We start from the raw sequence: 26520 nt of genomic DNA, 5'->3' as shown, positions 1-26520 counted from the left end.
GACCGGGTCGACCGCGAGCCGGTAGCCCGCGGTCGAGGACTCCACCAGCTCGTCGGCTCCTTCGTCGCGTACGCGGCGGCCGCGCACACGCGAGCCGGGCCGCGAACGGCGGATGCTCGGTCTCGCTTCGCTCGAAACCGGGAGTTGCGGTGCGCTGGGAGCGTAGGTGTCGGAGCTTGCTATCGAGTGCATGCCGTTTGTTGTGACCCGGCACCGGCTCAGTCCGACTGCCGCTTGTTCCTTTGTCGCCTGCTGTGCTGGTGTTCGCGGCTGCCTGGTGGCTCGCCGGCACCGATCGGCGGGTGTTCGGTTGCGCTGCGCTCGAAAGACGTGGTTGCGGTGCGCTGGGAGCTTCGGTGTCGACGCTTCACTTACTGGTGCACGGTTTGTAGTGGCTGGTCGTCGGCTCGGCGACCGACGCATGCTATTTGTCGCCTGCGCGGGGGTCACTCGGATGTGGGCGAGGCGGCGAACGGTGCGTGCCAAGTCTCGATCACTCGGACCGGAGTCAGCGATAGTTGTTGCGCGGGAAGAAGTATGCCGGAACGGACACGCGGCGCGTAGCTGTGCCGGTCGAGTGCCACGGGTTGCGCGGTCAGCCGGGGCCGCGGACGATGCCCGACCGACTTCGTCATAGTGCCTCGCCGTCGCGATTCGCGGCGCGTTCACTGGCGGATTGCCGCTGATCTCACCTACGGCACGGGCCGGGTGCTCGACGAGGTCGAGTGCCCGGCCCGTGCCGTGGGATTCCTACTTGTGCCGTCCGTGCAGGAACGGGACGAGCTTGCGCAGCAGCTTCATCGTGGAGTCGGTGCGGCTGTAGCTCAGCAGCGCCATGCCAGGAACGGTGAAGCGCTGCACCGCGATCGAGTGCGGACGGGTGAACTCGCGCAGACCAGGTTCGCCGTGGATGCGGCCGATGCCGGAATCGCCGACGCCGCCGAAGGGCAGGCCGGGGATGGCGGCGAAGGCGAGCACCGAGTTCACCGAGGTGGCGCCGACGCGCAGCCTGCGCGCGATGTCCAGGCCGTTCTTCTTCGAGTAGACCGCCGAGGACAGGCCGTACTTGGAGTTGTTGGCCAGTTCCACCGCCTCGTCGACGCCGTCGACGGTGCGGATGGTGATGGTCGGGCCGAAGGTCTCCTCGGCCACCGCCTCGGAGTTCTCGTCCACGTCGACCAGTACGACCGGTTCGATGAACGGCGCCTTGACCGACTCGGGGCCGCCGAGCACCGCGGTGCCGCCGTTCTTCAGCGCGTCGTCGATATGGCGGCGCACGATGTCGATCTGGCTCGGCATGGTCATCGGGCCGTAGGCGGCCTTGTCGCCGGAGCCGGGCTTGATGTCGGTGAGGATGCGCTTGACCTCCGCGACGAACTCCTCGCGCACCGAGCGGTCGACGTAGACCCGCTCGACGCCCGCGCAGGTCTGACCGCTGTTGGCGGTGGCGCCCCAAGCGACCGCGTCCGCCGCGGCCTTGATGTCGGCGTCGGCGGCGACGATCACCGCGTCCTTGCCGCCGCACTCCAGCAGCACGGGGGTGAGCCGTTCGGCGGCGGCGGCCATGATCCGCTTACCCGTGGCGGTGGAGCCGGTGAACGCGATCTTGTCGACGTCCGAACGGACCAGCGCCGCACCCGTGGCGCCATAGCCGTTGATCGTGCTGAACACGCCCTCGGGCAGTTCACGATTGGCTTCGGCGAACGCGTCGGCGAGGAAATTGCCGATGCCGGTGGAGTACTCGCTCGGCTTGAACACGACGGTGTTGCCCGCGGCGAGCGCGTAGGCGATGGAACCGTTCGGTGTGTAGACCGGGTAGTTCCACGGGCCGATCACGCCGACGACGCCGAGCGGGCGCTGCTCGAGCCGGGCGCTGAAGTTCGACATCAGCGCGCCAGGGGAGACCCGCTTGGGGCCGAGCACCTTCTTGGCGTTCTTGGCCGCCCAGGAGATGTGCTCGAGCGCGAGCATCAATTCCAGGAAGGCGTCGTCGAGCGGCTTGCCGTTCTCCGCGTGGATCAGGGCGCAGAATTCCTCCGATTTCTGCACCAGCTTGCTCGACCAGCGCAGCAGATGCGTGCGCCGCTCATCGAAACTCAGCGCGCCCCAGGTGGCGGCCGCTGCGCGAGCCTTGGCGACCGCGGCGGCCACCGCGTCGTCGTCGGCGATGACGTGCGTGCCGATCACCTCGCCTGTCGCCGGATTGACCGACGTCAGTGCCGTGTCGTGATCGGCCGGTTTGGTGTCGGTGGATGTCACAGTGGTTCTCCTCTTGCCGTCTGCGGTCGACGGTCGATGCGCATGTCCGAGTGGACGGGCAGCCCGTCCTCCGATGAGAGAATGCTATGCCACAACTCTCAACAGGTCACCAGCTATGCACCAATTGTCCCCGACGCTGTCGGTGGCGAGTGGGACTATCGGGATATGTGCGGACGATATGCGACCACGACCAATCCCGGCAGGCTCGCGGTGGAGTTGGATGCGCTCGACGAGACCGGCGCGGCCGACGAGAGCTCGTTCACCAATTACAACGTCGCTCCGACGACGCAGGTGCTCACCGTGGTCGAGCGGCACGACCGAGACCACGAAGACGACGACCCGAAACTGCGTATCCGGCGCATGCGCTGGGGCCTGATCCCGGTATGGACCAAAGCGGCCGAGCCCGGTGTACCGGTCAAAGGCAAACCGCTGTTCAACGCCCGCGCCGACAAGGCCGCCACCACGCCGTCCTTCCGTGACGCGGTGAAGTCCCGGCGCTGCCTGGTGCCGATGGACGGCTGGTACGAGTGGGTCGTCGAGCCGAACGGCGAGAAAGGCAAAGCCGCCAAGCATCCCTACTACATGGCCAACGCGGACGGTTCCCGTCTCTACATGGCCGGCCTGTGGTCGGTCTGGCGCGACCGGTCGCAACCGGAGAGCCGACCGCTGCTGTCGTGCACCATCCTCACCACCGACGCGGTCGGCGAACTCACCCGCATCCACGACCGGATGCCGCTGCCCATGCCACGGGAACATTGGGACGCGTGGCTGGACCCGGATCACCCGGCCCCGGCGAGCCTGCTGGAGACGCCGTCCGAGGAGACGGTCGCCGCCATCGTGCCCCGCCCGGTCCCATCCCTGGTCAACAGCGTGCGCAACAACGGCCCCGAACTGCTCGCCCCGGTGGACGATCAAAAGGAAGCAGAGCAGATCACCCTGCTGTGAGCGCCGGCTGCCCCACCGCCGGATCCCGCGCCGCCGCAGGCACACGGGGCGTGCCGTGCTGGATCGGCGTGCAATCGGACATTCGCACCGCTTGAATCTCCACCACGAACGAGCGCCCGGGTCCGACAACGGAATGGCTTGCTGCGCCCTGGTGATGGCGGCCGTGGCTCGTCCGCAGTCGGCTCAACGCGTCCGAGCGGCTGCCGCGTTCGCAAGGAGTTGCGTTGCATACACGGTCTCGAGTGTGGTCCAGCCGTTGGCGGCTGGATCGGGTGCCGGACCAACCGCCTGACGCAAACGGCGTCGGCCCAACCCCCGGTTTCGAGCGAAGCGAGACCGAGCATGTTCCGTTCGCGGCCCGGCTCGTGTCCGAGTGGCCGCCGCGTAGGCGACGAAGGAGCAAGCGGCGGTCACTCGGACACGAGCCATAAAGGGGCCGCGAACACGCAGCGCCGAAGGCGCTGCAAAAAATCACAGACTGCACTTCACGCTGGGTGAAGCGATATTCAAGCCGCACTTGATGATTCCGGCGACCAAGTCGATCAGCTTGGTGGTGACATTGCCGCTCAGCTTCTCGGCTTTCCCGGACTTGTCGTCACTCTTCGAACCCTGGCCGCCGAAGTCGAACACGGAATCGCTGACCTGCGTGATCTGCGGGCTGTCCGGCGCGGCGGCTGCCTCGGGGGCGAGGAGCGTTGCCGAACCGAGAGCCAAGACGAGAGCTCCGAACAACGCGACGATCACGGTGCGCACACGCTGCTGCGTAGACATTCGCATCACATCCTCGAGTCGGGTCTATCTGGCCAGTTCAGTAACGCACAGATCGCGGTGATCGTGGCGGAATTACGCGGATGTCACGGGCGCGGTCACCGCGGCGGTCAGCCGGATCAGGTCGGCGGGCGCCAGCTCGATCTCCAGTCCGCGCCGTCCGGCGCTGCACAGCATCCGGTCCCAGGTCAGCGCCGAGTCGTCGATCACGGTGGGCAGCCGTTTGCGCTGACCGAGCGGTGAGATGCCGCCGAGGACGTATCCGGTCGTCTTCTCCGCTCGCGTCTTGTCCGCCATGCTCGCCTTCGGCGCGCCGAGCGCCGCCGCCGCGGCTTTGAGCGACAACGTGTTCGGCACCGGAAGCACGGCCACCGCGAGCGCGCCGGTGGCCAATTCGATGACCAGGGTCTTGAAGATCTGCTCGGCCGCGACTCCGAGTTCGGCGCCCAGCGCGTCGACCGCCTCGGTGCCGTAGGAGTCGGAGCGCGGATCGTGCTTGTAGGCGTGCACGCGATGGGACACCTTCGCCTGGGTCAACGCGCGGATCGCGGGAGTCGAGCCTGCTGCCATGGGCCAAACCCTAACGGCGGCTGTGACCCTGCCCGCAACGGGATTTCCTGCGAATTCGCCGGGAGCCGGTGGCTGGTGGGAACACCGGACGGGTCGCGCATGTTGTAGCCGGTACACCGCGCTCGGAATGATTTCCACCGCGTGAGCAGGCCCTATGGAGACGTGAAGGAGATGCCTGTGCCCGTGCTGCTCGATGACCGCCCGGTAGGGACCGACGTGTCCCCGACCGACGGCGGATTCTCCTTCGATGTGCCGATGCCGGTAGATTTGGCAGGTACGGCGATCGAAGGGACAGGTGTGACGAGCGACGATGACGTGGCGGCCGACGATGTCGCCGCCGTCGACGATGCCGAGCTGGCACAGCGGTTCGAACGGGACGCGCTCCCGCTGCTCGACCAGCTCTACGGCGCCGCGCTGCGCATGACCAGGAACCCGGCGGATGCCGAGGACCTGGTCCAGGAGACCTACGTGAAGGCCTACCAGGGCTTCAAGTCGTTCCGGGAGGGCACCAATCTGCGTGCCTGGCTGTACCGGATCCTGACCAACACCTACATCAACTCCTACCGCAAGAAGCAGCGCCAGCCCGCGCAGTATCCGACCGACGAGATCACCGACTGGCAGCTGGCGGCGACCGCCGAGCACACGTCGCAGGGGCTGCGCTCGGCCGAGGTCGAGGCGCTGGACGCGCTACCGGACGACGACATCAAGGCCGCGTTGCAGGAACTCCCTGAGGAGTTCCGCATGGCGGTGTACTACGCCGACGTCGAGGGTTTTCCGTACAAGGAAATCGCCGACATCATGGGCACTCCCATCGGTACGGTGATGTCCCGGCTGCACCGCGGCCGGAAGCAACTGAAGGGTTTGCTCGCCGATGTCGCGCGCGAGCGTGGATTCAACCGTTCGGGGGAACGCCAGGAGGTCAAGCAGTGAGTACCGAGCGGGACCCCGACATGGAGCTCGACTGCACGGCGGTGCTCGCCGACGTGTGGCTGATGCTGGACGGCGAGTGCGACGACGCGACTCGGGAACGATTGCAGCACCACATGGAGCACTGCAGTCCGTGTATCGAGGCCTACGGCATCGAGGAGAAGGTCAAGAGCCTGCTCAGCCGCAAATGTGGCGGTGATCGCGCGCCCGAGTCGCTGCGTGAGCGCCTGACCATCGAGATCCGCCGGACGACCGTGACCACGGAGACTTCGGTCGAGACCTCCGACTGAAGAAGGCGGAGGTACGCATCGCCGATCCGCGAAACGCGAGCGGCACGCCTTCCTGCTGGAAGTGCGTGCCGCTTCGTGCTTGCGGGCCGAGCGTAGCGCTCAGGCGTTGGGCCGCTTGCCGTGGTTGGCCGCGTTCCCCTTGCGGCTACGCTTCTTACGTCCGCGCTTACCCATGAGTAGTCTCCCTTCTGATTGAAGGCCATTCTTTCACGTGTGGTTGGCTGTACCGTCAGCGGATGCAGGCCAACGAGGATATGGGGTGTCATGGCTGAGCAAGTACTCGCCGAGCTGGTGTCGGTCGTCTACCAGGTGGTCGCCGAGGAAGGCGACGAAGTCCAGGAGGGCGACACCCTGGTGATCCTCGAGTCGATGAAAATGGAGATCCCGGTGGTCGCGGAGTCCAGTGGCACGGTGACCTCGATCGGTGTCAAGGAAGGCGACGCGATCAAGGCGGGCCACCTCATCGCGGTCATCTCCTGATCGATTGCGGCGGTAGATCTGCATGGCGACACTGAGCGAGCTGCTGGCCGAGCACACCGACCTACCCGGCGTCGCCGTGGATCATCTGCAGCGCGTGGTGGGCGATTGGCAGTTGCTGTCCGATCTGTCCTTCGCCGATCTGCTGCTGTGGGTCGGTGCGGGACCGGTGACGGACGGCGCGGACATCGTCTGCGTCGCGCAGTGCCGTCCCACCACCGCGCCCACCGTGCACCAGGAGGACCTGGTGGGCACGGTCGCGCTGCGGACCGACCATCCGCAGGTGTTCGAGGCGCTGCTCACCGGCGAGACCGTACGAGCCGACAGTGAGGGCGAGGCCTCCGGCGTCTATCACCCGCATCCGGTGCCCGCGGTCCGCGAGGCCATACCGGTGCGCTGCGGCGACGACGTGATCGCGGTGCTGAGCCGGGACACCGATCGGCAACGCTCCCGGGTGCGCAGTCAGCTGGAGAGCGCCTACGTGGCGTGCGCGGACGATCTGTGCCAGATGATCGCCGACGGCACCTTCCCGACCACCGAGGATCGCGCGGCCACCCATTCCAGCCCGCGCGCGGGAGACGGATTCATCCGGCTCGACACCGAGGGCATCGTCGTCTACGCCAGCCCGAACGCGCTGTCGGCCTACCACCGGATGGGTTTGCAGGCCGACTTGGCGGGCCAGGATCTCGCCGTCACCACCCGTTCGCTGATCACCGACCCGTTCGATGCCCAGGAAGTGGTCGGCGACATCCAAGCCGCCCTGGCCGGGCGGACCGGACGCCGGATGGAGGTGGAGGCGCGTGGAGCCACCGTGCTGCTGCGCACCCTCGTGTTGCGCCCGCACGGTGAGCTGGCCGGCGCCGCGGTGCTCGTCCGCGACGTCACCGAGGTCAAGCGGCGCGATCGCGCGCTGCTGAGCAAGGACGCCACCATCCGGGAGATCCACCACCGGGTCAAGAACAACTTGCAGACCGTCGCCGCGCTGCTGCGCCTGCAGGCCCGCCGCACCGAGAACGAGGAGGCGCAGGTCGCGCTCACCGAATCGGTGCGCAGGGTCACCTCCATCGCCTCGGTGCACGAGATGCTGTCGATGTCGGTGGACGAAGAGGTCGATCTCGATGAGGTCGTGGACCGGCTGCTGCCGATCATGGCCGACGTGGCCACGGTGCACACCACGCGCATCAAGGTGCGCCGCGCCGGTTCGCTCGGCGTCTTCTCCGCCGAACGCGCCACCCCCTTGGTGATGGTGCTCACCGAACTGGTGCAGAACGCCATCGAGCATGCCTTCGACTCGGGCGAAAACGGCACGGTGACAATCCGTTCCGAGCGTTCGGCCCGCTGGCTCGACGTGATCATCAGCGATGACGGCCGCGGTCTGCCGCCCGGGTTCAGCCTGGAGTCCTCCGATCGGCTCGGCCTCCAGATCGTCCGCACCTTGGTGACGGCCGAACTCGGCGGCTCCATCGGCCTGCACCCCGGCGCCGACATCGGTACCGATGCCGTCCTTCGCGTTCCGCTTGGCCGTCGTTCCGGCCGCTGACCAGCGCGTTCGGGCCGTGAGCCGCAGCTCACGAGGATCACCGCGTCAAGTCGCGCTCGGCAGCGCCGCAGTTTCCCATCGCCGCGAGCAGGCGGTGCCGGATCCGTCGCCCGCGCTATCGGTCGTGCCCGCTGCGCGCTGTTGCTCGGAGGTCGCGGAATGGCCGCTTCTCGGGCGCGGTGTGTGGCTTGCGGCACGGTTACTTCCCGAATGTCCGCAACGAGTGGAATGCGAGGTGTCGCACTGATTCGCGACCGTCCCAACCCGATTGGAAACCAACCACTTTCCCACAAGTTCCGCTCGTCCGCGAGTCGAACCGCGGCCCGCGCCGCGCTCTGATCCGCGCTGCCGATATTGCCGTCCGGCGAACCGCATTGGTCGGCTTCCGGATTCGTCGCGAAGCGAGACCGGTCATTTCCAGTTCGCGGACGAGCGTGCAAAAACAACACAGCCCGGCACCTTTGGGTGCCGGGCTGAAATGCGTTACCGGGCCGGGCTGAATGGCCCGGTAAGGCCGGTCGTCTGGAGATCAGACGACGGTGCGGGTGCGGGTGCGCGCGTTGCGACGCTTGAGCGCGCGGCGCTCGTCCTCGCTCATACCACCCCACACGCCGGCGTCTTGTCCGGACTTCAGGGCCCAGGACAGGCAGTCGGCGGTTACGGGGCAGCGAGCGCAGACCAGCTTGGCATCGGCAATCTGCGCGAGCGCCGGACCACTGTTACCCACGGGGAAAAACAGCTCGGGGTCCTCATCGCGACAGATGGCCTTGTGGCGCCAGTCCATTCCTCTGCTCCTTTGCTGGGCGCCGCGCAGGGCGCCGATGGTTTGTGGTTCGTTCACTTGTGCGACTCGAATGTTTCCGCACGGTTGCTTGTGAATGCTTTCACGAACACCGTAGATGTCAATAGGCACGCGGTGCACCGTGGGGAAGCTCACGCTCTGAAGGCCCCCGCTGTGGGGAAGCCTGCCCGGTCCTTTGTACTCGCTCTATCCGGATTTCGCAGCACTAACCGCGATGTTTTTCCCGGTGTTTCGCCGCTCAGCGCGGTCTCGGCGCGACGACGGCCAGGACATCGGGCACGGCAGTGAAATCCACCACGTTGCGCTTCCCGATGAAGTCGCCATCGATTTGCAGGCCGATCGGTTCTTTGGACTCGATTCGTACGGCGGGAACGTCGTCTTCGCGAAATAAATTGCGGGACTTGGGATTCCCGTTGGCCGCCAGGAGCTGGCGCGCGAGCAGGAGCGTCGGGAGGACCGCCATGGAGCGCACCGCAAACACTCCGAGGCCCGTTTCGAACCGGGTGCCGGGGTTGGTGTGCACCGGCGTGGCATTCAGATATGTCCACGGTGTGGTGTTGGTAACGAAGGCGTAATGCACCTCGTCCACGGGCTCTCGGCCGGGAATTTCGACCCGAACGCCGGGTTCCTTGCGTTTTGCCCGGAAGAATTGTCGCACAGTTGTTCGAACATAACGTGCCGGAGTGGCGGCGCGTCCGCGGGCGCGGCTCGCGTCGATCGCCTCGCAGACGTCGGCGTCGAGTCCGACGCCTGCGCTGAAGCAGAACCAGCGGTCGTCGGCCAGCCCGAGACCGATCCGGCGATCGGCGTCCAGCGTGAGCAGGTCGATGAGCTGGTTGGTCGCGGTCACCGGGTCGGGGGAGATGCCGAGCGCCCTGGCGAAGACGTTGGCCGAGCCGCCCGGGATCACACCCAGGCGTGGCAACCAGGCTTGACCGTCGTCGAGGACGGGCAGCGGCAGGAAGCCGTTGATGGTCTCGTTGACCGTCCCATCGCCACCGTGCACGACGATCAGGTCCATCTCGTTCGTGGCTGCCCATTGGGCCAGTTCCGCGGCGTGGCCGCGATGCTGGGTATGCGCAACGGTCAGCTGAGTGCGGCTCTCCAACGCGTGCGCGAGTAGGTCCCTGGTCGCCGGTGTGGTCGAGGTGGCATTCGGGTTCACGATCAGCAGCGTCCGCACGATGGCAGCCTAGTTGGCGGCCGACCGGCCCTGGAAAAGCGGCGAGCGATGCGCCGGATGCCGTTGCCCGGCATACGCCAGGACGATGACGCGGACCAGCGGGGCCGTAGGCTTGCCGCGTGAACGAGCGTCAGCAAGGGAAGCGAGGACACCGTGCGCTGCGGCGCACGACGGAGCCGAGCGAGGCGCGATCGTGAGCGACAAGAGCGCGGCCGCGGGAACGGCGCCGACGACGGTGCGGGCGGCCGGCGGATTGGTGACGCTCGAAGGCGTCGTCGCCGTCGGCTTCGCGATCGTGCTGGTGGTGCGGGGGCTGCTCGGGCACGACCAGTCCGCGACCAGTGGCTACGGCACGGCGGCCTGGTTCGGCATCCTCGGCGGGGCGGTGCTGGCCGCAGGCATCGGGCTCCTGCTGGGAAAACGCTGGGGTCGCGCCATCGCCGTCATCGCGCAGCTGCTGTTGCTCCCGGTCACCTGGTCGCTGCTCACCGACTCGCATCAGCCGGTCTACGGCACGGTGCTCGGGGTGGTCGCGGTCGCCGCGCTGGTGCTGCTGTTCGCGCCGCCGTCCACCCGCTGGATGGCGCAGGACTACGGCGTCGAACCGGAATAGTTCCCGGTGGCCGTGCGCAGCGCCGCGCGGCAGAGGTGGTCGGCGTGCCGGGTGGTCTCCGGTAGCCGGTAGCGCGGGGTCAGCGCCAGCACCTGTGCGCAGGCGGTGTCGAGGTCGATGCGGTGCCCCACGGAGACGAACACCGGCTTGACGCCGGTTCTGGTGCGCAACGCCCGCCCCACCACCGCTCCGTCGATGGTGATGTCGGTGGCCGCGCCGCGTTCCGGACCCGGTTCGGCGTAATCGCCCCATACCGTCTTCGCCACGCCGATCGTCGGCACGCCGGTGAGCAGTCCGAGGTGGCAGGCGAGGCCGAAGCGGCGCGGATGGGCGAGTCCCTGGCCGTCGCAGACCAGCAGATCCGGTGCGCTGTCGAGCTTTTCGAGCGCGGCGAGGGTGGCCGGGATCTCCCGGAAAGCCAGCAGGCCGGGCACGTACGGGAAATCGGCGACGCCGTGCGCGACCGCGGAGGCGACCGGTCGCAGGGTGTCCGCCGCCAAGACGACGACGGCCGTGGCCACGGCGCCGGTGTCGCCGTAGGCCGAGTCGAGTCCGGCCATCGTGCGGAATCGGGTACCGGGCGGGGTGACCGGAGTGACCAGCGGCCGCAACTCGTCCTGCAGGGCCATGGCCGATTCGGCAGTGGTGGGCCAGGACGCGAGATCGAGCGGCGGGAACCAGGACATCCGCGCTACCGCGCGTCGGCGGCCAGCTTGCCGAGCGCGTCGCCGGCCAGCCGATAGCCCAGCCATTCGTCCTGGGCTACGGCGCCGATTGATTCGTAGAAGTCGATCGAGGGCTTGTTCCAGGTCAGCACCGCCCAGGAGACGCGGCTGTAGCCGTGCTCGACCGCTTCCTTCGCCAGGGCTGTGAGCAGGGCCTTGCCGTAGCCCTTGCCCCTCGTCTCCGGCCGGACGTAGAGGTCCTCCAGGTAGATGCCGTGCACGCCGTCCCAGGTGGAGAAGTTGAGGAACCAGATGGCGCAGCCGAGCAGCCTCGACTCGTCCGCCACCACGTGCGCGAACACCTTCGGTTCCGCGCCGAACAGCGCGGAGCGCAGCTGCTCGGCGGTGACCGTGCACTCGTGCCGTGCCTTCTCGTAATCGGCGAGGTCGTAGATGAGGTCGACCAGGCCCGGCACGTCGGACGGGACGGCGCGGCGCAGGACGGCGGCGCCGAGGTCGACGGCGCCGAGGTCGACGGCGGTGCGGTCGACGGCGGTGGGGTCGGTGGCGGGTCGGGTCACAGTGACGCTCCGTTGTGTACCAGGTTGTGCGTGCGAATCGTGCGCGCGTCGTGTTCGTAGCCGAGCACGGTCAGCGCGCCGGTCGACATGGCGAATCGGCGGCCCTCCCGGACGTCGAATTCGGCCCAGCGGGCGATCAGCGCGCGGGAGAAGTGGCCGTGCCCCACCAGCACGATATCCCGCTCCGGCAGCGCGGGCGCCACGTCGGCCAGCACCCGGTCGGCGCGCTCGCGCACCTGCTGTGCGGTCTCACCGTCCGGGACCGGGCCCGTCCAGATGGTCCATCCGGGCGCGGACTCGCGGATCTGCGGGGTGGTCAGTCCCTCGTAGGCGCCGTAGTCCCATTCGGCGAGGTCGTCGTCGACCACGGCGCCGGTGAGCCCGGCCAGCTCCGCGGTGCGCATCGCCCGTAGTCGGGGGCTGGTGCGCACCAACGGATTCCGCAATTTCAGCGTGGCGAGCAACTCGCCTGCCGTCCTGGCCTGTTCTTCGCCGCGCTCGGTGAGCGGGAGATCGGTGCGGCCGGTGTGCCGCCGCTGTGTTGACCAGCTGGTCTCGCCGTGCCGAAGCAGCACAACGCGGGCATCGTCGAGTGCGGACATGCCTCCATGATGGTCCACCGTTGATCATGGAGCGGCGCGGTGGTCTCCCCGCGACGGTGACGAAGCGGACTACGATCCTGTCGGCCGCTCGATCTCGAGCACTGTCAGCGGCACCGGCCGCGAGACCTCGGCCTGGTAGTTCGCGAGCAACGGATCGCTCGCGGTCACCCATTGCGAGCTCGTTCGTAGTCGGCCCCCGGCCTTCCGCGCCGCGCACCGGCAGGTGGTCGATTGGTGACGTCGGAGCTCAGCGGCACCAATAGATTCGCCGCGTGCCTCAGCCGAAGGCGTGCAATTCTCCGTCGCGCAGTTCCAGCACGGTGCTCCCGATCACGGTGAGCGAGATCGGGTTTCCGGTATAGCCGGGCCGGTCCACCGGAATCCGACCGGTTTCGGTTCCCGTGGCCGGGTCGAGGACGGCGAGCGCGCCGGTGGTCGGCAGCAGCAGTTTGCCCGCCATCAGCGCGGGCGACCCGAGCGCGCCGCCCGCGGTCCACAGCGGGTCGAAAGTGCTGCCGTTCAAAGCGATCACGCTGTTCCCGGTGAAGACCAGATAGGCCGATCCGATGCGCGTGGTCGTGGCCGTCTGGCTCAGCGGCGCCGAAAGCTGATGCACCACAACGGCGTTGCCGTTCCCGTCATAGACGGCCAAGCGAGGCGGTACCGGCTCGGCGCCGGTCGCGGCGGGGAAGTAGAGCACGATGCGGTTGTCGGAGACCGCGAGCACCCGTGCTTCCGTGGAATCCGATCCGGGACCGGTCAATACGTGCGAGCCGAACTCCTCCGGCACCGTGTTGTCCTTGGGAGCCGGGTTGAGCACCGTCAGCCGCTCGGCCGGGTCGGTGGGGCAGCGTTCCAGCACGGCGAGCCGAGACGGACTGGAACCCGACGACAGCAGCGTGCACCCTTTGCGCGGCTGCGTCCTGACGTTCACCGGGGCGTCGACGAAGCCGTACTCCACGGTGCGCACCAGATCCGAACGCCACATCTCCAGCCGCTGCGGCCCCTGCGCCAACAGGTAGGTGCCGTCGGCCGACAGCCGCACCTCCCGGTCCATGTAGCTGCTGCGCGCGGTGCGGCGGGCGCCGCTGTCGCCGGCCAGCATGGTGGCCTGGCTGCAGCCGCGCTCGTCGCGGTAGACCGCGATCACCATGCCGTACTGGCCCTCGACCCCGCACAGCGGCAAGTCCCGCCGGTACTTCCAGAGCTGATCGCCGGTGCGTGGGTCGCGGCCGGTGACCGTGTCGTCGTCGCCGGTCACCGCGACCCCGCCGGACACCAGCGCCCGCGTGATCGCACGGTCGGGCGCGTGCCACACCTCACGCAGCGCGGTCGGCAGCTGATCGGCCGCGACCGGGGTCGGCACCGTGGAGGACGCGGTCACCGATTCGGTGCCGTGCGCGTCGCCGCGCACCCACACCACGGCTGCCGCGATCACGACGAGAACCGCGATCGCGACTGCGGAGATGATATCGGCGCGCGTCCGCCGCTCGGGTGCGAGCACGAATGCGAGACTAACCGATCCGGGCGGTCAGGCCGACGCGGCGGCCGCGGGCTCGGCCGCGCTCCCGGCGTCCTCCGCCGCGACGTCTCCTTCGCTCGACCGACGCCGCCTGCGCCTGCGGCGAGCGGGACGGTCGGTCGTGTCGGTCCCCTCGGCGGCGCCGTGGTCGTTCGAGGCCTCTGGGCTCGACTCGTCGGTGGCGGCGCTGTCGGTGGTGTCGCCGGTCGCCTTGCGCCGCCTGCGCCTGCGGCGGGCGGGCTTGTCGGCCGCGTCGGCCTCGGGGGCTTCCTGCTCCGTGTCGATGACCTCGTCGTCCACGGCGGAGTCGGTGTCGGCCGCATCGGTGACGTTCGGTGCGCCGTCGATCGGCTTACCGCCGCGGGTGCGCTTGCGGTTGCGCTTGCGCGGGGCGCGGGCCTGGCGTTCGACCACCACCGCGTCCGGGTCGCGTTCCGGCTTCGGCTTGCGGATCACACCGGTGATGCCCTCGGGAATGCCGAGGTCGGTGTACAGGTGCGGCGAGCGCGAGTAGGTCTCGACCGGCTCGGGGATACCGAGGCCGAGCGCGCCGTCGATCGCCGACCAGCGGTTGAGCTCGTCCCAGTCGATCAGCGTCACCGCGACGCCGGTGCGCCCGGCGCGGCCGGTGCGCCCGATCCGGTGCACGTAGGTTTTCTCGTCCTCCGGGCACTGGTAGTTGATGACGTGCGTGACGTCATCGATATCGATGCCGCGCGCCGCGACGTCGGTCGCCACCAGCACGTCGATGGTGCCCTTGCGGAACTTGGTCAGCGCCTTCTCCCGGGCGATCTGCCCCAGGTCGCCGTGCACCGCTCCGACCGCGAACCCGCGCTCGGCCAGTTCGTCGGCCACCTTCTGCGCCGTGCGCTTGGTGCGCGTGAAGATCATCGTCGCGCCGCGGCTCTCGGCCTGCAGGATCCGCGCGATCAACTCGCCCTTGTCCAGGGCGTGCGCGCGGTAGACGAACTGCGCGGTGCGGTCGTGCACCGCCGAGTCGTGCGGCTCCTCGGCCCGGATGTGCGTCGGCCGGGTCAGGAAGGTGCGCGCCAGGGTGATGATCGGCCCGGGCATGGTCGCGGAGAACAGCATGGTCTGGCGCTTGTCCGGGACCATGCCGAGAATGCGCTCGATATCCGGGAGGAAGCCCAGGTCGAGCATCTCGTCGGCCTCGTCGAGCACCAGCACGCCGATCTTGCCGAGGATCAGGTGCTGCTGGTCGGCGAGGTCCAGTAGTCGGCCCGGCGTGCCGACCACCACGTCGACGCCCGCGCGCAGCGCCGCGATCTGCGCCTCGTAGGGGCGGCCGCCGTAGATCGACGCCACGCGCAGCGGCCCCTGATGGTTGGTCAGGTACTTGCTCGCGTTCTCCAGGTCCTGGGTGACCTGGATGCACAGCTCGCGCGTCGGCACGATGACCAGCGCGCGCGGCGTGCCGTCCAGCGGCGTCGTGCCGGATTCCGCGGTGGCGATCCGGTGCAGCAGCGGCACGCCGAATCCGAAGGTTTTACCCATGCCGGTGCGGGCCTGACCGATGAGATCTTCTCCCGCGAGCGCCAGCGGGAGGGTCAGTTCTTGAATGGCGAAAGTACGTTCGATTCCGATCTCGCCGAGTGCGCGGACGATTTCCGCGCGCACGCCCAATTCGGCGAAAGTCGGGGCGGTATGCGTTGCGTCCAGTTCGGCCGTCAACAGGGTCTCCGCCAGACCTGGTTCCTGATCGACTGTGATCTTGCTCAGGGTTCGTGCCTTCCTCGTAATCACGTCCCGCGCGCACGAGGTGGGGCGGACCGGGCGGTCCACGACGACCACGACTCCGCAGGCGATACTTCACCCGGCCACGCTCCGGATGCCGGGCGCCTGCCACAAAAGCGGCGGCTACCTCGCAAAACATCGGCGCGGCGCACTGGTGACGCGGATTGGTGCGCGCACATTTTCCTGTCCAACGAAAACTTCGCACTCGAAACCGGTCGGCAGTCGCAGCGGCGTCCCCGCGGTGTGCGTGAGCGCGACGTCCGGCGACTCTGTCGAGCGAAACTTTCCGTTGTCCGCCGCGATTGTAGCGTGATATTGTGCCGCGTTCGAATTGCCACCACGGCGCGCTATCGAAAATGCTGCGGAGCCGCAGCGCGCTTTCGCCGTGCGGGGCGCCCACGTACGCTGCGCCACATGGGAATTCATCCGGCGCGGCAAATCTGGGCGACGCTAGAACCGCTACACGATGTCGTCTATTTCGGCACCGGCGTCAAGGAGGCGGGCGTCGGGATCGGATTGCGCGGCTACTGGCAGACCTACTTCGCTTTCCGCGCCGCGCCGCTGGGCGCGGTGACGCCCGCTACCGTGCAGGCGGCTTTCGCCGGATTCCACCCCGGCATGGTCCGTCGCGCGCTGCCGGAGGCGTGGGAGCGGGCGACGCCGCAACGCTGCCTGGCCGCTCGGCTCGAGCTGGCCACCGGTCTGCTGCGCGGCGTCGGCGCGGGTGACGCGGTGTCGGCTCGCGCGGTCGAGCTGCTGGCGCCGGTGCAGCGTGCCGCCGATCCGACGGGGCGGGCGCTGTTCGCCGCGAACGCGGCCTTGCCGCTGCCCGCCGACCCGGTGGCCGCGCTGTGGCAGCTGGCCACCTCCCTGCGTGAGCATCGCGGCGACGGCCATGTCGCGGCCCTGGTCACGCACGGTCTCAGCGGACGCCACGCGCTGGTCGTGCAGGTGGCAGCGGGCAAGGCGCCCGAATCGGTGATGCGGCCCGCGCGCGGGGTGTCGGAGGCGGAATGGGCGGACGCTTTCGACGAGCTGCGGGCCCGTGGGCTGGTCGCGGGGGAGCCGGTCACTCCGACTCTCACCGGCAGCGGCGCGGAACTGCTGGCCGCGGTAGAGGCCGAGACCGACGAAGCGGCGTGGACCGGTGCGCTCGCGGTGTTGTCGGCCGACGCGATCACCGAGCTGGCCACCTCGCTCGCGCCGCTGGTGCGCAGCGTGCAGGAGTCGGTGGTTCCGCCGCTCAACCCCGTCGGCATGGGGCCGCGGTAGCGCGGCGGGCAGTTGCCTGTTACCGGCGGTACCGATATGTGAGACTCTCTTCGCTGTGAGCCTTGCCGACACTGTCACCATCGCCGCGCGCAACGCCTGGGCGCTGACCTTCGGCTCCGGCATCGAGGCGCCGGACCCGACCCCCGCGACGATCCTGTGGGACCAGCCGCACCGGCAACTGCGGCGGTTCGAGCGCGCGGAGGGGGATGCGGCGGAAGCGGATTCGGCCGTCCTGCTGGTCCCGCCGCTCGCCGCGCCCGCCACCTGTTTCGATCTGCGGCCCGACCAGAGCCTGGCGCGCTTCCTGCTGGAGATCGGCCGCAGCCCCTACGTCGTCGACTACGGCGAGATCACCTTCGCCGACCGGCGCATGGGCTTCGAGGACTGGATCGACGACATCCTGCCCGAGGCGGTGCTGCGCACCAGCGCCGACCGCGACGGGCGCGCGGTGGATCTGGTGGGCTGGTCGCTCGGCGGCACGCTGGCATTGCTGACCGCCGCGGCGCACGCCGAACTGCCCATCCGGTCCGTCACGGCCGTCGGCTCGCCGCTGGACTACGACCGGATGACCGGCGTGCCGCAGCTGCGCGCGGTCGCGAAACTCACCGGTGGCCGCGGCACCTCGACCGTCATCCGCGCGGCCGGTGGCGTTCCTGCGACACTGACTCGAATCGGCTACAAGGTCACCGCCTGGGATCGTGAGCTGACCCGGCCATGGTTCGTCGCGAGCAATATCGCGCGCACCGAGGCGCTGGCGAAGATGGAGTCGATCGATCGGTTCATGGCCGAGATGCCCGGATATCCGGGTCGTTTCTACGGTCAGCTGTGGGGCCGGTTCATCCTGAACAACGACATCGGTCGCGGTGTCGTGCGGCTCGGCGAGCGCCGGATCGAGTTGGCGAAAGTGACCGCGCCGGTGCTGCTCGTCGGTGGGCCGTCCGACGTGATCACCCCGGCTCGCGCCGTCGAGGGGGGTGTGCGCCTGCTCACGGGAGCGGCCATGGTCCGTTACGAGACCGCGCCCGGCAGCCACCTCGGCATCCTGGCCGCGCCGACCGCACGTGACACGACATGGAGTTACCTCGAGAAGTTCCTTGCCGAGACCTCCTGAGTCGCGGTGAGTATTACGCTGGGGCGCATGGGAGCACAGTCACCTGCCGCGTTAGGTGTTTCGTCGACCGACCCAGCAAGCCTTTCCATCCCCGCGAGCCATCCCGGCGTGACCGACCTGTTCGCGGTGCTCGCCTACGGCGAGATATCCGCGTTCTACCGGCTGACCGAGGAGGCCAAGCTGTCGCCGTCGCTGCGGGGCAAGGTGGCGGTCGCGAAGATGGCCGCGGCCGAGATGGAGCATTTCAAGACGCTGGAGTCCGCGCTGGCCGCGCGCGGCGCAGGCGTCTTCGACGCGATGGCGCCGTTCGTGCGCGCGCTGGACGACTACCACGCGTCCACCGACCCGTCGACGTGGCTCGAGTCGATGGTGAAGTTCTACGTCGGTGACGGCATCGCCGCGGACTTCTACACCGAGATCGCGGGCGCGCTGACCCCCGACGTCGCCGCGGTGGTCCGCGATGTGCTCGCCGAGACCAGGCATTCCGAGTTCGTCGTCGAGGAGGTGCGGCGGGCGGTCACCGAGAGCCGCTCCGAGCGCGACCGGCTCACGCTGTGGGGCAGGCGGCTGCTCGGTGAGGCGATCACCCAGGCGCAGTTCGTCATGGCGCAGCGCGACGAGCTGACGGATCTGGTGCTCACCGCCACCGGCGATCTCAACGGCATCGCCGCGTTGTTCGAGCGGATGCAGGACAGCCACGCCGAACGCATGGCGGTTCTCGGCATCTGAGCTATTCGTTCGCCGCGCGGTTGGGCACCAGCCGCAAACCGGGCGCGTGGATGCTCGCCCGGTCGATCAGCCAGACCACGACGCTCTGGTCCCTGCGGTCGGCTTCCAGCATCTCGAACGGGACCTCGACCATGCCGTGTACGGGATGGTCGAGGTGCAGCGTGCCGGAGCCGGGCGCGCCGACCCGATGCGGCTTCCAGCGGCCGGCGAAATCGGGGAGTCCGCGCAGCGCCTCGATCGTCTCGAGCAGCGCCGCATCGCCGGGCCAATGGAGTTTGGCGCGGCAGAGGGCGGCGGTGAAGGTGTCGGCGGCTTCCTCCCAGTTGCGCAGGACGCGCCGCGCGGCGGGATGCACGAAGGTGTACCAGGCGAGATTGGGCTGATCCGGTCCGTCCAGCAGGCCCAGCGGGGCGACGAAATCGGCCCACGCCTGGTTCCAGCCCAGCACGTTCAGTCTGCGGCCGACCACGAAGGCCGGTGTCGGCTGCAACGCGTGCAGGATCGTCTCGATCGTCGGAGCCACCTGCTCCGCGGCGGATTCGCTCCCGGGGCAACGCGTTTCGTTGCCGGAGGTCATCGCGAGCATGCCGAAGTACTGGCGGTCGTCGCCGCGCAGCAGCAGCGCGTCGGCCAACGCGTCGATCACCGCGAGCGACGGATTGGTGTCGCGGCCCTGCTCCAGCCGGGCCAGGTAGTCCGCGCTGACGCCCGCGCGCACCGCGACCTCCTCGCGACGTAGCCCGGGTGTCCGGCGCCGGCCGCCCTCGGGCAAGCCGACATCCGACGGCCGCAGTTCGGCGCGCCGGGCGATGAGGAACTCCGCGAATCCGTTGCTTGCCATAGATCCCATCGTGCCCGGTCCGAGGACGGTTATCCGCGCCCTGTCAGGTCCAGGATAACGGCGGTCTGGCTACCGGACCGCGGTCCGGTCATTGTCGGAAGCATGACATCTACCTCGGAATCCACCACGCTGAAAACCGGTTCGTGGGCACTCGACGCCGCGCACTCCTCGGTCGCCTTCACCATTCGCCATCTCGGCATCTCCAAGGTCCGTGGCGGATTCAACCGGTTCGAGACCGAATTCGTGGTCGACGAATCGGGCGCGGCCACCGTCGGCGCGACGATCTACCTCGACTCCTTCGACACCGGAAACGCCGACCGGGACGCGCACATCCGCACCGCCGATTTCCTCGACGTCGCCAATCGCCCCACGCTGACCTTCCGCGCCGACCATCCCGTGGTCGTCGCCGAGACCTTCGAGGTCGAGGGGCAGGCCACGCTCGGCGCGATCACCAAGCCGGTCACGCTGGAGGTCGAGTGGGGCGGTGTGCAGGACTTCGGTCCCACCGGCGACCGGCACGCGGGTTTCTCCGCCACCGGCACCATCAAGCGCACCGACTTCGGCGTCGGTGGAGCTCTGCCCGGCATGCTGAGCGACACGGTCAAGATCGAACTGGAGATCCAGCTCGTCGAGCCCAAGTGAGCGCCCCCGGCGGCCCGCACTAGCCTTGGAACCGACAGCACAGGACTCTCAGGTTCGGAGGTTGGCCGTGGAGGTCAAGATCGGTATTTCGGATAGCCCGCGCGAGCTGGTGATCAGCAGCGCGCAGACCCAGGAAGAGGTCGAGGCGCTGGTGTCCGGTGCGCTCGGCGGCGACGATGGCGTCCTGACGCTCACCGACGAGAAGGGCCGCAAGTTCCTGATCCAGGCTTCGAAGGTCGCCTACGTCGAGATCGGCTCGACCACCGGCGGCCGCGTCGGTTTCGCCGCCGTCTGACTCCCGGCTTCCCGCCGAAACGCAGCGAGCCCCTGCCCCCGATCGGTCGGGGGCAGGGGCTCGCTCGTCGTCGTGACCGCGCTCAGTCGATCGGGTGCAGCGGCACGTGCTTCAGGCCGCCCCAGGCGAGCGAGACGGTGGTGTCGACCGCCTCCTCCTTCGGGATCGGCCGATCGGCCTCCAGCCAGTACCGTGCGGTGAACTGGCTCGCGCCGACCAGGCCAACGGCCAGGATGCGGGCCCGGTAGGGATCGAGGCCCGAGTCGTGCGCGACGAGGTCGAAGACCGCGTCCACACAGGCCTCGGTGGCCTGCTCGACGCGGCGCTGCACCTGCGGCTCGCTGGTCAGGTCGGACTCGAAGACCAGGCGGAAGCCTTGCATCTCGTTGTCCACGAAATCGAAGTACGCCTGCACCGCCGCGCGCACGCGCTGCTTGTTGTCGGTGGTGGAGCGCAGCGCCTGGCGCACGCTGGACACCAGCATGTCGACGTAGTTCTGCAGCACCGCGAGATACAGCTCGAGCTTGCTGGTGAAGTGCTGATACAGCACCGGCTTGCTCACTCCGGCGCACTGCGAGATCTCGTCCATGCCGGCGGCGTGATAACCGCGCTGCACGAAGACTTCGCTTGCCGCCGCGAGTAGCTGTAGACGTCGCTCGTCGCGCGGAAGCCGGGTACCGCGTTTGGCGGGCTCGGACGACGATCTACGGGACGTCATCCGGTCCACGAGGTCAGTCATTTCGGCTCTCCCAGTCGATTCCCCGGCAAAGGGGTGTGCACCGGGTTATCTCAAGAACGATACCCGGTTGTCGCCCGCCCGCGGATCGGGGCCGGGCAACTGGTGCCACCCGGAGACACATTGTCGCACCGACGGGCCCGCTGGTATGCCCGCAGGTGGGGATTCGCCGCTGTGAGACGCTGGTGAACGTGACCGACCGACCGGAAAGACCCCCCGGCGGGCGGCGTGGTGCGCGTCGCCCGGCTGGCTCCGGCGCGCCCGGTTCCGTAGGGTCGGACGGCGTGGCGAGAACCTGGCCAGTGGCGCGATCCGGTGAGGCGGCTCGGACCGGCGCAGCCAAGCGGTCCGGGGCGGGCGGCGGGTCGCCCGGCCGGGAGACAAGTAAACGCGTGCGCGGCAAACCGCCTGAACCTCCTGCGCCCCAGCCGGATTCAGCCTTGGCGCAGCTCGAATACGATGGCGCCGAGGTCTACGATCCGCTCGGTCTGTACTCGCACAAGGCCGAGCGATCCCACCAACCGCTGCGCGCCCGCTGGGATCCCACCGCTCCCGACGAGGGCAGGACGAGGTCGCGTCCCGAGCGGGATGCCAAGAAGCAGAGCGCACTGGGCAGATTCGTCTCGACCTACGGCTGGCGGGCGTACGCGTTGCCGGTTCTTGTCGTGATCACCGTTCTGGTGGTGGTCGACGCGATCCGCGCCACCGACGACATCAACGCCGCGGGCTCGGATCCTGGGCTCGGTCGACTCAGTCCGGCCACCGCGACCGCGGGCATCATCGGCGCTCCGCCGGGTGACGGGCAGTTTCCCACCGACCTGCCGACCGGGGCTCTTCCGGAAGGCGGCGCCTTCGCCGAGTCGGGTGCGGGCGTCTGGCATGTAGTGCCCGGCACGACCGCCCAGATCGGCACCGGCACCGCGACCGCCTTCCGCTACACCGTGGAAATCGAGAACGGCGTGGACACTTCCGGCCTGGGCGGGGACGAGGCCGTCGCCAAGATGATCGATTCCACGCTGGCCAACCCGAAGAGCTGGACGCACGACCCCAAGTTCGCGTTCCGCCGGGTCGACCAAGGCGAGGTGGACTTCCGCGTCTCGCTCACCTCACGGGGATCCAGCCGCAAGGAATGCGGTTTCGACATCCCGATCGATACCTCCTGCTACAACGCCGACGATCGCCGCGTCGTGCTGTCGGAGGTCAGGTGGGTGCGCGGCGCGCTCGCGTTCGAAGGCGATATCGGGTCCTATCGGCAGTACCAGATCAACCACGAGGTCGGTCACGCCATCGGCTACCACCAGCATCAAGCGTGCGACACCGACGGCGGGCTGGCGCCGGTGATGATGCAGCAGACCTTCGGCACCCGCAACGACGACATCGCCGCCCTCGATCCGCACGGCGTGGTGCCGATGGACGGCAAGCGCTGCCGGTTCAACCCCTGGCCCTACCCCCGGGGATAGTGATTGCGCCGGACGGGGTGGTTGTCGCGGTGCGGCGGGTATACGGAACGATGGGCGGGAAGAACGGCCCGGTCGTCGGTGTTGCACAGTTGAACCAACCCGCCGAGGGCGTCATACCGCCGCAGCGATCGGCCAAGCGATTCGAGGAGTCCTGGACGTGTCATCACCCAAGTCCCTGCCGCCACTTGTCGAGCCGGCCGCGGAGCTGACCAGGGATGAGGTAGCCCGCTACAGCCGACACCTGATCATCCCCGATCTCGGCGTGGACGGGCAGAAACGTCTGAAGAACGCCAAAGTGCTGGTGATCGGCGCGGGTGGCCTCGGATCGCCCGCCCTGTTGTACTTGGCCGCCGCGGGCGTGGGCACGCTCGGCATCGTCGAGTTCGACGAGGTCGACGCCTCGAACCTGCAGCGTCAGGTCATCCACGGCGAATCCGACATCGGCCGCCCGAAGGCCGACAGCGCGCGCGACTCGATCCTGGAGATCAACTCCGGCATCGATGTGCGGTTGCACAAGATCCGGCTGGAACCGGAGAACGCGGTAGAACTGTTCCGCGAGTACGACCTGATCGTCGACGGCACCGACAACTTCGCCACCCGGTACCTGGTCAACGACGCCGCGGTGCTGGCGGGCAAGCCGTACGTGTGGGGCTCGATCTACCGCTTCGAGGGCCAGGTCTCGGTGTTCTGGGAGGACGCCCCGGACGGGCGCGGCATCAACTACCGCGACCTGTACCCGGAGGCCCCGCCGCCCGGCATGGTTCCGTCCTGCGCCGAGGGCGGCGTGCTCGGCGTGCTGTGCGCGTCCATCGGTTCGGTGATGGTCACCGAGGCGATCAAGCTGATCACCGGCATCGGTGAGCCGCTGCTCGGCCGTCTGATGGTGTACGACGCACTGGACATGAACTACCGGACCATCAAGCTGCGCCGCGACCCGGAGCGTCAGCCGATCACCGAGCTGATCGACTACGAGGCGTTCTGCGGCGTGGTGTCCGAGGAGGGCCAGGCGGCCGCGGCCGGGTCCACCATCACCGCGCGCGAGCTCGAGGAGCTGCTGGCGTCGGGCAAGGACATCGAGCTGATCGACGTGCGCGAGCCGGTCGAGTGGGACATCGTGCACATCGAGGGCGCGAAGCTCATCCCGAAGGACCGCATCCTGTCCGGTGAGGCGCTGTCCGAACTGCCCCAGAACCGTCCGATCGTGCTGCACTGCAAGACCGGAGTGCGCTCCGCCGAGGCCCTGGCCGCGCTCAAGCGCGCGGGCTTCTCCGACGCCACCCATCTGCAAGGCGGCGTGATCGCCTGGGCCAACCAGGTGGACAAGTCGCTGCCGGTGTACTGAGTCACGGCGCGCCGGAGGCGCGCCGAAATCGACGCAGCGTAGCGTACGGCCGTGACTTCTGTGGAACCTCCCGAGCATGTGCGTGCCACGTTCGGTCTGCGCGAAGTGACCCCGGTTTCGCTCGGCGACTGGGAAGGCGGCTGGCGCTTGGGCGACGTGGTGCTCAGTCCGGTCACCGATCACGCGCGTGCGGCGTGGTCGGCGAAGGTCCGTGAGGCGTTGAAGGTGGACGGCCTGCGGCTGGCCCGTCCGGTGCGGGCGACCGACGGTCGCTATGTGGTGTCCGGCTGGCGCGCGGACACCTATCTGGAGGGCATGCCCGAACCGCGACACGACGAGGTGGTCTCGGTGTCGCTGCGCCTGCACAAGGCGACAGAGAAGCTGGAGCGTCCGCGCTTCCTCGCTCAGCCGCCGGTGGTGCCGTGGGTGGACATCGACGTGTTCGTCGCGGCCGATCGCGCCGCCTGGGAGCCGGTGCCGCTGCGCAGTCTGCGCGCGGGCGGCGCGTCGCTGTCGACCTCCCCGGACGGGCGGCGCAGCATCGAACTGATCGGCCAACTGGCCACCCTCCGCAAGCCGGTGCAGTCGCCTCCGCAGCTGGTGCACGGCGACCTGTTCGGCACCGTGTTGTTCGCGGGCGCGCAGACCCCCGGGCTCACCGACCTCACCCCGTACTGGCGTCCGGTGCCCTGGGCAGCGGCGGTGGTCGTGGTGGACGCACTCTCCTGGGGCGGCGCGGACGACGGCTTACTCGATCGTTGGTCTGACTTGCCGGAGTGGCCGCAGATGTTGTTGCGCGCGGTCATGTTCCGGCTCGCGGTGCATGCGCTGCATCCGCGCTCGACCCCCCAGGCGTTCCCCGGTTTGGCGCGCACGGCGGATATGGTGCGTCTGACCCTCTGAGGCTTTCCCAGGCAACGTAGTCCACCGCACAGCGCACGACTCGTGCGATTCGTCGGGGCAGCTCACCCAGGGTTCGGACGGACGTGTCGGCAATTTCCAATGTCGGGAATGCCCGATACTTGCGGTAACGCACGTGCGCCGCATGTGCCAGGAGACTCTCGCCGAGAGAGGTTACGGATGCTGTTTGTTGTCCCGCGGGGACGGGCCGTGGAGATCGCGCGGAGTGGAGGGCGTGCATGACGACCCTTGCCGACATAGACCTCCCCGACCTTCCGCATCCCGACTACGCCAGTGGCGGTCTCAACGCGGTGGTCGACGTGGCGAATGTGTACATGCAGAACGCGGTCATGCTGTTCGCGTCCGGCTGGGAGGGCGGGCAGCCGGACATGATCGCTTGGCTGGGGGACAAGAAGCTGCTGAGCGCGGACGGCAAAAAGCTCACCAAGGATGGCGCCCAGACGCTCGAACCCGGATCGTCGGTGCTGGTCGACGGCTACGACAAGCAGCGCGGTGCGTTCGTGGACAAGACGTCACAACTGCAAGCGCAGAACGACGGCGTGAACGAACGCGCCATCGCGAGCTTCGACACCTCGAACAAGGCGTTCCAGGATGTCAAGGAGATCGTGAACGGGCTCGTGACCGAGCTGAGCCGCAAGCCCGGAGAGCACCAGCTGACCCGGCTGCCCGATGGCAACTTGCACCTGACCCCCGCCGAGGAGAACCGGCTGCTACAGCTGATCTTGGAGGGCGTGGACCGTGTGCACGACACGATCGAGGACGCGGACAGCGGCATGCGACGGGACGCGGGCAACATCTATCAGATGATCCCGGACCTTCCGCGCAACCCTTACGGCAATGCGCCGGATGCCGGGTCACTTGCTCCGTGGGCGCCGACCGCCAGCAATGCCACCTGGACCCGTGGAACCGGAACCCCGGACGACATCATCGCGAAGGCGCGCGAGCAACTGGCGCTCGGTGTCGCCGAGATCGGCGGCAACAACGTCCCGATGTTCCGCGGCCCGGACGGCAAGCTTTACAAGGCCCCGTACAACATCAATGACGCATGGTGCGCGGCTTTCTCCACTTGGACGTGGGATCAGGCCGGTTACAACGTCCATTGGACCAACCCCAACTACGTGCCCGCCGTCTGGAACGACGCCAAACACATGGGCTTGGCGGCGAATATCTCGAGCGCGCAAAAGGGGGACATGATCATCTTCGACTGGGAGGGCGACGGAACCCCCGACCATGTCGGAATCGTGGAGTCCGTGGATCCCAGGACCGGCCGGATCACCACCATCGAGGGCAATTCCAGTGATCAATTGAAATCCAACAGCTATTCCATGAACGCGGGATCGCTCGTCGGCGTGGTCAAGCCGCCGTCCAACCAGGCGAGAGCGTCCTGACGGTACCGGCGCACCGCGCACGGGCCATTGCGACAGCTTCGTGCGCGGCGCGCCGATCAATGTGCGGCAGGATCAGCTCGAGAGGTCGTTGACCGAGGCGGACTCATTGCCGGACAGCTTGATTCCCAAATTGGCGGCGGTGCGATCCACCTCGTCGTCGGCGTGCTGGAATTCGATGGCCGAGCCCGCCGACAGCACTTCGACGTTGAGGCACAGCGACTGGAGTTCCTTGAGCAGGACCTTGAACGATTCCGGAATGCCCGGCTCCGGGATGTTCTCGCCCT

Annotated in this window: 30 protein-coding genes; 15 read left to right on the top strand and 15 right to left on the bottom strand. The window is 68.4% G+C overall.

Annotated features, from left to right (window positions below):
- Window positions 1–192, bottom strand: a 192-nt coding sequence (locus tag ACWESM_RS36045; RefSeq protein WP_452495653.1) for a hypothetical protein, incomplete at its 3' end; no start/stop codon positions are given.
- A 558-nt stretch (window positions 193–750) separates the two neighbouring features.
- The gene (locus tag ACWESM_RS36040) at window positions 751–2259 is read right to left on the bottom strand and encodes an aldehyde dehydrogenase family protein (RefSeq protein WP_452495651.1); all 1509 of its coding nucleotides are present in this window, start codon (window positions 2257–2259) and stop codon (window positions 751–753) included.
- Between the two features lie 165 nt (window positions 2260–2424).
- On the opposite strand from ACWESM_RS36040, the gene ACWESM_RS36035 reads away from it, so the two are divergent.
- Window positions 2425–3204, top strand: a complete 780-nt coding sequence (locus tag ACWESM_RS36035; protein ID WP_364439060.1) for an SOS response-associated peptidase — start codon at window positions 2425–2427, stop codon at window positions 3202–3204.
- 471 nt (window positions 3205–3675) lie between these two features.
- Here ACWESM_RS36035 and ACWESM_RS36030 read toward each other — a convergent pair whose 3' ends face one another.
- The gene (locus ACWESM_RS36030) at window positions 3676–3975 is read right to left on the bottom strand and encodes a hypothetical protein (protein ID WP_356967379.1); all 300 of its coding nucleotides are present in this window, start codon (window positions 3973–3975) and stop codon (window positions 3676–3678) included.
- 72 nt (window positions 3976–4047) lie between these two features.
- Window positions 4048–4542: a Cys-tRNA(Pro) deacylase gene (gene ybaK, locus ACWESM_RS36025; protein ID WP_397280383.1), complete on the bottom strand. Its 495-nt coding sequence runs from the start codon at window positions 4540–4542 to the stop codon at window positions 4048–4050.
- A gap of 171 nt (window positions 4543–4713) precedes the next feature.
- Between ybaK and ACWESM_RS36020 the strand changes: the two genes are divergently transcribed.
- Window positions 4714–5472 (top strand): sigma-70 family RNA polymerase sigma factor, encoded by a 759-nt coding sequence (locus ACWESM_RS36020; RefSeq protein WP_452495648.1) that lies wholly within the window; start codon window positions 4714–4716, stop codon window positions 5470–5472.
- Between the two features lie 20 nt (window positions 5473–5492).
- The gene (gene rsrA / locus ACWESM_RS36015) at window positions 5493–5759 is read left to right on the top strand and encodes a mycothiol system anti-sigma-R factor (protein WP_355077366.1); all 267 of its coding nucleotides are present in this window, start codon (window positions 5493–5495) and stop codon (window positions 5757–5759) included.
- 99 nt (window positions 5760–5858) lie between these two features.
- Here the strand turns inward: rsrA and ACWESM_RS36010 are convergent, their stop codons facing one another.
- Window positions 5859–5933: a 50S ribosomal protein bL37 gene (locus ACWESM_RS36010; RefSeq protein ID WP_022597109.1), complete on the bottom strand. Its 75-nt coding sequence runs from the start codon at window positions 5931–5933 to the stop codon at window positions 5859–5861.
- Window positions 5934–6023: 90 nt separating this feature from the next.
- Between ACWESM_RS36010 and ACWESM_RS36005 the strand changes: the two genes are divergently transcribed.
- Both ACWESM_RS36005 and ACWESM_RS36000 read left to right on the top strand, forming a co-directional pair.
- Window positions 6024–6239 (top strand): biotin/lipoyl-binding carrier protein, encoded by a 216-nt coding sequence (locus tag ACWESM_RS36005; protein ID WP_355077100.1) that lies wholly within the window; start codon window positions 6024–6026, stop codon window positions 6237–6239.
- Between the two features lie 22 nt (window positions 6240–6261).
- Window positions 6262–7776: a sensor histidine kinase gene (locus ACWESM_RS36000; protein ID WP_364439052.1), complete on the top strand. Its 1515-nt coding sequence runs from the start codon at window positions 6262–6264 to the stop codon at window positions 7774–7776.
- A gap of 529 nt (window positions 7777–8305) precedes the next feature.
- On the opposite strand, the gene ACWESM_RS35995 is transcribed toward ACWESM_RS36000, so the two are convergent.
- Both ACWESM_RS35995 and ACWESM_RS35990 read right to left on the bottom strand, forming a co-directional pair.
- Window positions 8306–8560 (bottom strand): WhiB family transcriptional regulator, encoded by a 255-nt coding sequence (locus tag ACWESM_RS35995; protein WP_011211115.1) that lies wholly within the window; start codon window positions 8558–8560, stop codon window positions 8306–8308.
- A gap of 256 nt (window positions 8561–8816) precedes the next feature.
- Window positions 8817–9761 (bottom strand): diacylglycerol/lipid kinase family protein, encoded by a 945-nt coding sequence (locus ACWESM_RS35990; protein WP_355077097.1) that lies wholly within the window; start codon window positions 9759–9761, stop codon window positions 8817–8819.
- A 190-nt stretch (window positions 9762–9951) separates the two neighbouring features.
- Here ACWESM_RS35990 and ACWESM_RS35985 point away from each other — a divergent pair, with 190 nt between their 5' ends.
- Window positions 9952–10374, top strand: a complete 423-nt coding sequence (locus ACWESM_RS35985; RefSeq protein WP_444543667.1) for a hypothetical protein — start codon at window positions 9952–9954, stop codon at window positions 10372–10374.
- On the opposite strand, the gene ACWESM_RS35980 is transcribed toward ACWESM_RS35985, so the two are convergent.
- The 5 genes from ACWESM_RS35980 to ACWESM_RS35960 form a co-directional block, all read right to left on the bottom strand.
- Window positions 10353–11060 (bottom strand): endonuclease V, encoded by a 708-nt coding sequence (locus ACWESM_RS35980; protein ID WP_364439047.1) that lies wholly within the window; start codon window positions 11058–11060, stop codon window positions 10353–10355. The genes ACWESM_RS35985 and ACWESM_RS35980 overlap by 22 nt on opposite strands.
- Before the next feature lie 5 nt (window positions 11061–11065).
- Complete coding sequence (locus tag ACWESM_RS35975) at window positions 11066–11539, bottom strand: GNAT family N-acetyltransferase (RefSeq protein WP_379254975.1); 474 nt, start codon at window positions 11537–11539, stop codon at window positions 11066–11068.
- A 77-nt stretch (window positions 11540–11616) separates the two neighbouring features.
- Window positions 11617–12222 carry an acid phosphatase gene (locus ACWESM_RS35970; RefSeq protein ID WP_355077093.1) on the bottom strand — a complete coding sequence of 202 codons (606 nt, stop codon included), beginning with the start codon at window positions 12220–12222 and terminating at the stop codon, window positions 11617–11619.
- A gap of 277 nt (window positions 12223–12499) precedes the next feature.
- Window positions 12500–13726: an Rv3212 family protein gene (locus ACWESM_RS35965; protein WP_364439042.1), complete on the bottom strand. Its 1227-nt coding sequence runs from the start codon at window positions 13724–13726 to the stop codon at window positions 12500–12502.
- Window positions 13727–13753: 27 nt separating this feature from the next.
- Window positions 13754–15505: a DEAD/DEAH box helicase gene (locus ACWESM_RS35960; protein ID WP_364439065.1), complete on the bottom strand. Its 1752-nt coding sequence runs from the start codon at window positions 15503–15505 to the stop codon at window positions 13754–13756.
- A 408-nt stretch (window positions 15506–15913) separates the two neighbouring features.
- On the opposite strand from ACWESM_RS35960, the gene ACWESM_RS35955 reads away from it, so the two are divergent.
- The 3 genes from ACWESM_RS35955 to ACWESM_RS35945 are packed head-to-tail and all read left to right on the top strand — an operon-like array spanning window position 15914 to window position 18611.
- Complete coding sequence (locus ACWESM_RS35955; RefSeq protein WP_364439039.1) at window positions 15914–16771, top strand: SCO6745 family protein; 858 nt, start codon at window positions 15914–15916, stop codon at window positions 16769–16771.
- 55 nt (window positions 16772–16826) lie between these two features.
- Window positions 16827–17882, top strand: coding sequence for an alpha/beta hydrolase (locus ACWESM_RS35950; RefSeq protein WP_397280374.1), 1056 nt, complete (start codon window positions 16827–16829; stop codon window positions 17880–17882).
- Between the two features lie 27 nt (window positions 17883–17909).
- On the top strand, window positions 17910–18611 hold the full coding sequence (locus ACWESM_RS35945; protein ID WP_355077085.1) for a ferritin-like fold-containing protein: 702 nt from the start codon (window positions 17910–17912) through the stop codon (window positions 18609–18611).
- A gap of 1 nt (window position 18612) precedes the next feature.
- Here the strand turns inward: ACWESM_RS35945 and ACWESM_RS35940 are convergent, their stop codons facing one another.
- Window positions 18613–19452 carry a helix-turn-helix domain-containing protein gene (locus ACWESM_RS35940; RefSeq protein WP_355077084.1) on the bottom strand — a complete coding sequence of 280 codons (840 nt, stop codon included), beginning with the start codon at window positions 19450–19452 and terminating at the stop codon, window positions 18613–18615.
- Window positions 19453–19554: 102 nt separating this feature from the next.
- Here ACWESM_RS35940 and ACWESM_RS35935 point away from each other — a divergent pair, with 102 nt between their 5' ends.
- Together ACWESM_RS35935 and ACWESM_RS35930 are read left to right on the top strand one after the other, a co-directional pair.
- Window positions 19555–20094 carry a YceI family protein gene (locus tag ACWESM_RS35935; protein ID WP_355077082.1) on the top strand — a complete coding sequence of 180 codons (540 nt, stop codon included), beginning with the start codon at window positions 19555–19557 and terminating at the stop codon, window positions 20092–20094.
- Between the two features lie 67 nt (window positions 20095–20161).
- Window positions 20162–20389, top strand: coding sequence for a DUF3107 domain-containing protein (locus ACWESM_RS35930; protein WP_355077360.1), 228 nt, complete (start codon window positions 20162–20164; stop codon window positions 20387–20389).
- Between the two features lie 82 nt (window positions 20390–20471).
- Here ACWESM_RS35930 and ACWESM_RS35925 read toward each other — a convergent pair whose 3' ends face one another.
- The gene (locus ACWESM_RS35925) at window positions 20472–21128 is read right to left on the bottom strand and encodes a TetR/AcrR family transcriptional regulator (RefSeq protein WP_039800303.1); all 657 of its coding nucleotides are present in this window, start codon (window positions 21126–21128) and stop codon (window positions 20472–20474) included.
- Between the two features lie 437 nt (window positions 21129–21565).
- Between ACWESM_RS35925 and ACWESM_RS35920 the strand changes: the two genes are divergently transcribed.
- From ACWESM_RS35920 to ACWESM_RS35905, 4 genes are all read left to right on the top strand, one after another.
- A complete protein-coding gene (locus tag ACWESM_RS35920) occupies window positions 21566–22585 on the top strand; it encodes a DUF3152 domain-containing protein (RefSeq protein WP_452495643.1) in 1020 nt (339 codons plus the stop codon).
- A 157-nt stretch (window positions 22586–22742) separates the two neighbouring features.
- Complete coding sequence (gene moeZ / locus ACWESM_RS35915) at window positions 22743–23927, top strand: adenylyltransferase/sulfurtransferase MoeZ (protein WP_364439028.1); 1185 nt, start codon at window positions 22743–22745, stop codon at window positions 23925–23927.
- 51 nt (window positions 23928–23978) lie between these two features.
- Entirely contained in the window at window positions 23979–24830 is an 852-nt protein-coding gene (locus tag ACWESM_RS35910) for a TIGR02569 family protein (RefSeq protein ID WP_355077077.1), read from the top strand.
- A gap of 236 nt (window positions 24831–25066) precedes the next feature.
- Complete coding sequence (locus ACWESM_RS35905; protein WP_452495641.1) at window positions 25067–26236, top strand: CHAP domain-containing protein; 1170 nt, start codon at window positions 25067–25069, stop codon at window positions 26234–26236.
- Window positions 26237–26308: 72 nt separating this feature from the next.
- Here the strand turns inward: ACWESM_RS35905 and ACWESM_RS35900 are convergent.
- Window positions 26309–26520, bottom strand: a 212-nt coding sequence (locus ACWESM_RS35900) for a hypothetical protein (RefSeq protein WP_356967402.1), incomplete at its 5' end; no start/stop codon positions are given.

It is taken from the genome of Nocardia sp. NPDC003999 (assembly GCF_053604885.1).
The sequence above is the reverse complement of the archived record's forward strand: the minus strand, read 5'-3'. Positions and strand labels throughout refer to the sequence as shown.

What these genes read in the sequence shown, in the direction of transcription:
- ACWESM_RS35945 (WP_355077085.1), top strand. Translation starts at nt 17,910, where the DNA reads ATGGGAGCACAGTCACCTGCCGCGTTAGGTGTTTCGTCGACCGACCCA.
- ACWESM_RS35970 (WP_355077093.1), bottom strand. Translation starts at nt 12,222, where the DNA reads ATGTCCGCACTCGACGATGCCCGCGTTGTGCTGCTTCGGCACGGCGAG.
- ACWESM_RS35995 (WP_011211115.1), bottom strand. Translation starts at nt 8,560, where the DNA reads ATGGACTGGCGCCACAAGGCCATCTGTCGCGATGAGGACCCCGAGCTG.
- ACWESM_RS35980 (WP_364439047.1), bottom strand. Translation starts at nt 11,060, where the DNA reads ATGTCCTGGTTCCCGCCGCTCGATCTCGCGTCCTGGCCCACCACTGCC.
- ACWESM_RS36005 (WP_355077100.1), top strand. Translation starts at nt 6,024, where the DNA reads ATGGCTGAGCAAGTACTCGCCGAGCTGGTGTCGGTCGTCTACCAGGTG.
- ACWESM_RS35955 (WP_364439039.1), top strand. Translation starts at nt 15,914, where the DNA reads ATGGGAATTCATCCGGCGCGGCAAATCTGGGCGACGCTAGAACCGCTA.
- ACWESM_RS36035 (WP_364439060.1), top strand. Translation starts at nt 2,425, where the DNA reads ATGTGCGGACGATATGCGACCACGACCAATCCCGGCAGGCTCGCGGTG.
- ACWESM_RS35905 (WP_452495641.1), top strand. Translation starts at nt 25,067, where the DNA reads ATGACGACCCTTGCCGACATAGACCTCCCCGACCTTCCGCATCCCGAC.
- ybaK (WP_397280383.1), bottom strand. Translation starts at nt 4,542, where the DNA reads ATGGCAGCAGGCTCGACTCCCGCGATCCGCGCGTTGACCCAGGCGAAG.
- ACWESM_RS36020 (WP_452495648.1), top strand. Translation starts at nt 4,714, where the DNA reads ATGCCTGTGCCCGTGCTGCTCGATGACCGCCCGGTAGGGACCGACGTG.
- ACWESM_RS36000 (WP_364439052.1), top strand. Translation starts at nt 6,262, where the DNA reads ATGGCGACACTGAGCGAGCTGCTGGCCGAGCACACCGACCTACCCGGC.
- rsrA (WP_355077366.1), top strand. Translation starts at nt 5,493, where the DNA reads ATGGAGCTCGACTGCACGGCGGTGCTCGCCGACGTGTGGCTGATGCTG.
- ACWESM_RS36030 (WP_356967379.1), bottom strand. Translation starts at nt 3,975, where the DNA reads ATGTCTACGCAGCAGCGTGTGCGCACCGTGATCGTCGCGTTGTTCGGA.
- ACWESM_RS35925 (WP_039800303.1), bottom strand. Translation starts at nt 21,128, where the DNA reads ATGACTGACCTCGTGGACCGGATGACGTCCCGTAGATCGTCGTCCGAG.
- ACWESM_RS35935 (WP_355077082.1), top strand. Translation starts at nt 19,555, where the DNA reads ATGACATCTACCTCGGAATCCACCACGCTGAAAACCGGTTCGTGGGCA.
- ACWESM_RS35940 (WP_355077084.1), bottom strand. Translation starts at nt 19,452, where the DNA reads ATGGCAAGCAACGGATTCGCGGAGTTCCTCATCGCCCGGCGCGCCGAA.